Below are 5,037 nucleotides of genomic sequence, written 5' to 3' on the forward strand. Positions count from 1 at the left end.
GGTATTGCTTCGCTATAACGGGTATGTGTTAGTGACATTAGAAGATGCAGCCAATAGTAGTGGACAGCGAGAGATTACTCCTGTCTTTTGGCCAATTCGCCCGTATACCTACACGCTGCAGAATGGTAATGTGCTGTATTTTACACTTGATGACAAGGCAACAGTCTACGATAAGGCATCCAATGTATTCGTACAAGATGAATATGCCGCGCTGGCAGGTAAAACCAATTTAGCGCCACTAAGCACGCTTGCCATCTTTCAAGAGGTTCGGCAGAACACAATTACGGCTAATGTGGAGAAAGACTTGGGTGGAGCCATCAATCGGCATATGGAGCTTGTGAAACGGCTCGGACTCAACCTTCAATTCTCTATTCCGCGCGGGAGCCGTGGTGCAAAGAAAATCACTAATCGGAACGATTTCATCTGCTGGACGGCATGTTGCTTATGGCAACGGATGCGTACCTAGTGCTGGTGTGACGGTCACTGAAAGCCTTTTTGATGGGGAAGAGGCTGTAAGAAAAGGATATTTTATTAATGATTGTTCAAATTCACAGTAGTGAGGGGAGATATAATTTCGCTTACTACTGACAATGGCGATAATGTAGGAATAGTCCTTAAAAAGTCACGCCAATAGAATTTGCTGAAGTCCAAATGTAAACTATTATCAAAATTGGAGGAAAAAAATATGAAGAAGAAAATATGGATCATAGCAATTACCGTAACTACACTTTTAAGCTCCACTATTTTGATTAATAAGTTCGGGATTGTCAAAGCCGCCTCAACGAGTGTGTCACTTTCAGATATTAAAGGGCACTGGGCCGAAACAGCCATATCCGATGCGGTACAGAAGGGATACATCGACGGATACCCAGACGGTAGCTTCAATCCTAATGGAAAGATAACAAGAGCCGAATACGCTGCACTTTTGAGTCGAGTAACTAATCTGAAACCTTCTAGTACACAGGAAGCTTTTTCAGACTTAAAGGGCAATTGGAGTAGGGAAGCAGTCAATAAGCTCGCTGGATTAGGCTTTATTGATCCTTCTGACTATCCAAATGGATTTCAATCAGATGTGCAACTGACACGTTATGAAATGATGAAATGGATTTCCGCAGGACTTGCGAAATCAGATTCAAGTTTTCAACAAGCATTGTCAGATACCAAAAACACGTTACTTCCAACGCCTGAAACCTACAAAGGTGGAATTTCATCTGAACAAGTTCCATTCATAGCCCTTGTGAAAGGAACTGGAATTATTGAGGGGTTCGAAGACGGTTCTTTCCGACCAGATGACACAACAACAAGAGCAGAAGTTACCACTATTTTGCTTCGTTATGCAAATGTTGAAGGAAAAAAAGCCGATCAATACAAGGCGTTGAACGAGTTGCGTGAAGTAGGGACAACTGGGACTAACGTTACTTCCTTGACCCCTTATTTTTACACAAGAAACCTCAAAGGTCTCACACCTAATTTTTCAAATATTTTGGATAAGCAAATTACTCTGAAAAATAACTCAGGAAGTGTAAAATTTAGTTATTTTATTGTTGTTGATTCCGAGGGGGATCAAGGAGGTGGTGTTTATGCGCCAATGTTCCTTGATAAGTTGGCAAAATGGCAGAAAGGTCAATATTGTGTGTTTTCAGACATCTCAATTACTTCTAATATGGACACTACGGACTTGAACACAATGGCAAATGGAATTTATAGCAACAGACTTATTTCATTCCAAAGATTAACAGGTTCAAAGGTGAATGATTACGGTTTGAATACAATTCCTGAGATGAATGCGTGGAGTTATTTAGTAAAAGGCGAGGAAAAGAGAGTGTGGGTTCAATCGGTTATTGATAAAACTAGATCCGCCTCCTTTTCGCTTACTGCTGATAATGGCGATGATGTAAGAATAGGTCTTAAAAAGTAGAGAAGGGGGTAGATAATAGTTGAAACTTATTAAACAGGCAACCCTCCTTGCCCTATCTTCGTTTATCTTAAACACGTCCTCTGTCATGATTGCCCCAGTAGAGGCTGCTGGGGTATACCCGCCAAAGACACAACAATCTCCATCAAAAAGAGTCCATTCCGAACCGGTCAGAGCCACACCTGGCGTTTACAGGTATCAATTGGACGCTGGGGGTTTTAGGGCGGACTACTCAGGTGGGCAAATGGATGTTGCTTGGAATGGGGATTGTAACAATCCCCGACCGGTTGACTCAGTGGTTCCAGATGATGTGAACTTGTCTGTTTGGCCAGGTTCAACTTGGCTAGATGATAGTGACAATCCAATCCCTTCTGGTGGTGTTCAAAATACTCGTCTTGATACAGTGACATATTTTTCTGCTCCATCATACAGTCCGGTTGGTGGAGATCCGGTTATCACCAGTTCTAACACAGCACTTATTTCATCTGAAACTGGAGAAGGATAGTTGCTTATGGTAACGATACACAGTAGCAAGGGAGATATATAACAATGAAAAAAAGAGTGTTAGGTATGCTTTTGACAGGTTTGGTAGTGGGTGGTTCTTATCTACCATCACACCATTAGAATTTTGTGGATTTACAAATCTTACTACTTAACCACGGAGGTGAAGTAAATGAAAAAGAAAATTGCAATCCTAGCGTTTGCTGCAACTACAGTCTTAACATCGACAATTATGGTGAATAAAAGCGAGACAGTTAAAGCAGCATCTTCCAAAGTATCTTTCTTTGATATTAGAGGTCACTGGGCGGAGCAAGCAATCAACGGAGCCATACAGAAGGGATATGTCGACGGGTATCCAGATGATTCTTTCAAACCCGAGGGTCAGGTGACTCGCGCCGAATTTATTAAAATGGTTGATAATGCACTGAATGTATCCGTTGGAATTGCAGGAGCCGGTGACGCATGGTACATCCCCTACATCAATGCGGCGGTGACTTCCGGTTTCCTCCAATGGAGCGATGTAACAAGCGGTGATTGGAACACTCCTATGACTCGCAAAGATTTGGCGCGAGTAGCAGTGCGTTCTACCACGGGGGATAAGAATACTGATGATCAAAAATGGATGTACTTAGCGACTAAGGCCGGTCTCATAACTGGCATGGATGATACTGGCACACTTGGTGAGGATAAAACGACAACCCGCTCCCAATCGGTGACGATTATCGAACGAATTCTGTCTATCAAAAATGGTCAAACTCTATCGTTTGATAAGCACGCTGTATCGAGGGCAGAAGTCGCTTGGCATGGAACAAACATTTTTACAATGTGGCCTAGATATTTCCCCGATAGCTTCATGGATCGTTTTGATATGAGTAAAGCGAAGTGGGATTCATCCGATGGAATTTATCACGAACAGCTTGTGGAGTTTGTTATCGTTGATATGGAAGATGCAAGCGATCCTTTCCGAAACGAAGTTGATGGAATGACTTTTGATTTTCAAAAGAACGATGCGAACGGCAAGCCGTTGAAAACAGAAACGCTTCCTGCGCCAACGAAGTCATATGTAACGTTCTCAAAAGTAAAGCAATCTTTAACGAGCGAATATCCCAAAGGCATGTACGCTACGGAAGGTGGTTCTGCAGTTCTTAGTGGTCTTGGAATCGGTCCTAGCGTAAACCAAAAAGAGTGGAAAACAAAGTACTCCACCCAAGAAAATAAAGACACCATTCTTTTTACGAAAAATCAAAACGCACAAAACACGGTAAATTTGAATATTAAACGAGGTAATAATCCATATGATCCTACTTATCTTGTAGCAGGGAAAACATATTATTGGACAACAGGTATGGTTCATCCGAAAGGGGATATGTTTAGTGATACATTATCATTTCTTGTATTTATGCCTGCGGCCTATTATTCAACAATTAGTGGTACAAACAAGGGTGTTACATTTGCCACAGCTAAACCAAACTATAATGTTGTAAATCCTTAATAAAGATGGTGATCATGTGGTAGCATTTCGCTTAATTTTCTCGCGTTTCATGATATTGCTTATCATATCCAGTTTACTTTTCGGATCTATTTCACTTGTTCCTAAAAGTGTAGCAGCTGCTGGAGATCCACCCGATACATTTAATATTGATGCTGATTTATCTTCAATCTCAGAGCTTACAGCTGGTTGGGCAGGGGATTATTATAGTCGTCAAACGGGGGTTTCCTATTCAAGCACCTCTTACAATGTTAATGATTATGTGACAGATCCTACTAGGCAATCTCAGATATCTTCTGTGACACTTGTTTCTAATGCAACTGGAATTACAGCTACATGCACAACAACGTCGTGTACTACTAATGCAGGAACTCTATATGGAAATGAAAAGGACGTTATTTCAGATCCTAAATCAAAGCCATATTCCTTTGATTGGTGGAGAAATGCTGCGGGTGGTCCAAGAGCATTTTATTGGACTTATGATAGTCCCAGTGATGGACATACAGTGGATGCAAGTCCTCCTAATGGAACAGGTGGATGCGACCCTAATGTGTCCGGATATTGTGCTCAGTTATACCCTGGAGGGACATATCCCGATTACACAAACTTAGATGCATCTGGAACTTCATGGTCATTTGTAGATACAGGTGGGGCAATTGATTATTCTGTAGTTACAACTGGTGAACTTACTAATCTTTCAATAAGCGGAGACATCAATCCGGATCCTAGCACTTTTTTTTCTGAACCTGTTTCACAAGGAATTGCTAAATTTAACTTTGTTGCAGGAGCTTTTGATAGTGGAGGATTAGACATTTTTCCTCATGCTCCTGATTATCCTCAAGCAATTGGTATAAGATGGAGAGCAAATTTTTCTGGAAATATGAAGGGTACGACAAATTTATTTCATCTAAAATGGACGATGACTGTTTCTTACACAGGTGGTTGTACTCCTGGTAATCCAGCATGTACACCAAGCGGCACTGGCGATTGCCCTTACATAATCGGTCCACCTACTCAAGGAACAACAATGCCTTTAAGTGATTTAGACCCCAACGCCAATGGCGTTATTCGGGCCGATTCGCGGGACTCTGAGAAATTCAACGTTTTACAAGGCATCCCGACATCGGAATAT

At 41.6% G+C, this 5,037-nt stretch carries 4 protein-coding genes and 1 pseudogene; all 5 read left to right on the forward strand.

From position 1 onward, the window contains the following. Window positions 1-466: pseudogene (locus tag IEY34_RS35785) on the forward strand (hypothetical protein); the annotation flags it as partial. A gap of 219 nt (window positions 467-685) precedes the next feature. Next, on the forward strand, window positions 686-1,918 hold the full coding sequence (locus IEY34_RS35790; protein WP_189020990.1) for an S-layer homology domain-containing protein: 1,233 nt from the start codon (window positions 686-688) through the stop codon (window positions 1,916-1,918). Window positions 1,919-1,937: 19 nt separating this feature from the next. Further along, window positions 1,938-2,420, forward strand: a complete 483-nt coding sequence (locus IEY34_RS35795; RefSeq protein WP_189020992.1) for a hypothetical protein — start codon at window positions 1,938-1,940, stop codon at window positions 2,418-2,420. Between the two features lie 168 nt (window positions 2,421-2,588). Continuing rightward, window positions 2,589-3,908 (forward strand): S-layer homology domain-containing protein, encoded by a 1,320-nt coding sequence (locus tag IEY34_RS35800; RefSeq protein WP_189020993.1) that lies wholly within the window; start codon window positions 2,589-2,591, stop codon window positions 3,906-3,908. A gap of 16 nt (window positions 3,909-3,924) precedes the next feature. Continuing rightward, a partial coding sequence (locus IEY34_RS35805) for a hypothetical protein (RefSeq protein WP_189020995.1) occupies window positions 3,925-5,037 on the forward strand: 1,113 nt, incomplete at its 3' end.

Origin of the sequence: Paenibacillus marchantiophytorum (assembly GCF_014640555.1) — a bacterium.
In the GTDB taxonomy this organism is placed as follows: Bacteria; Bacillota; Bacilli; order Paenibacillales; family NBRC-103111; genus Paenibacillus_E; species Paenibacillus_E marchantiophytorum.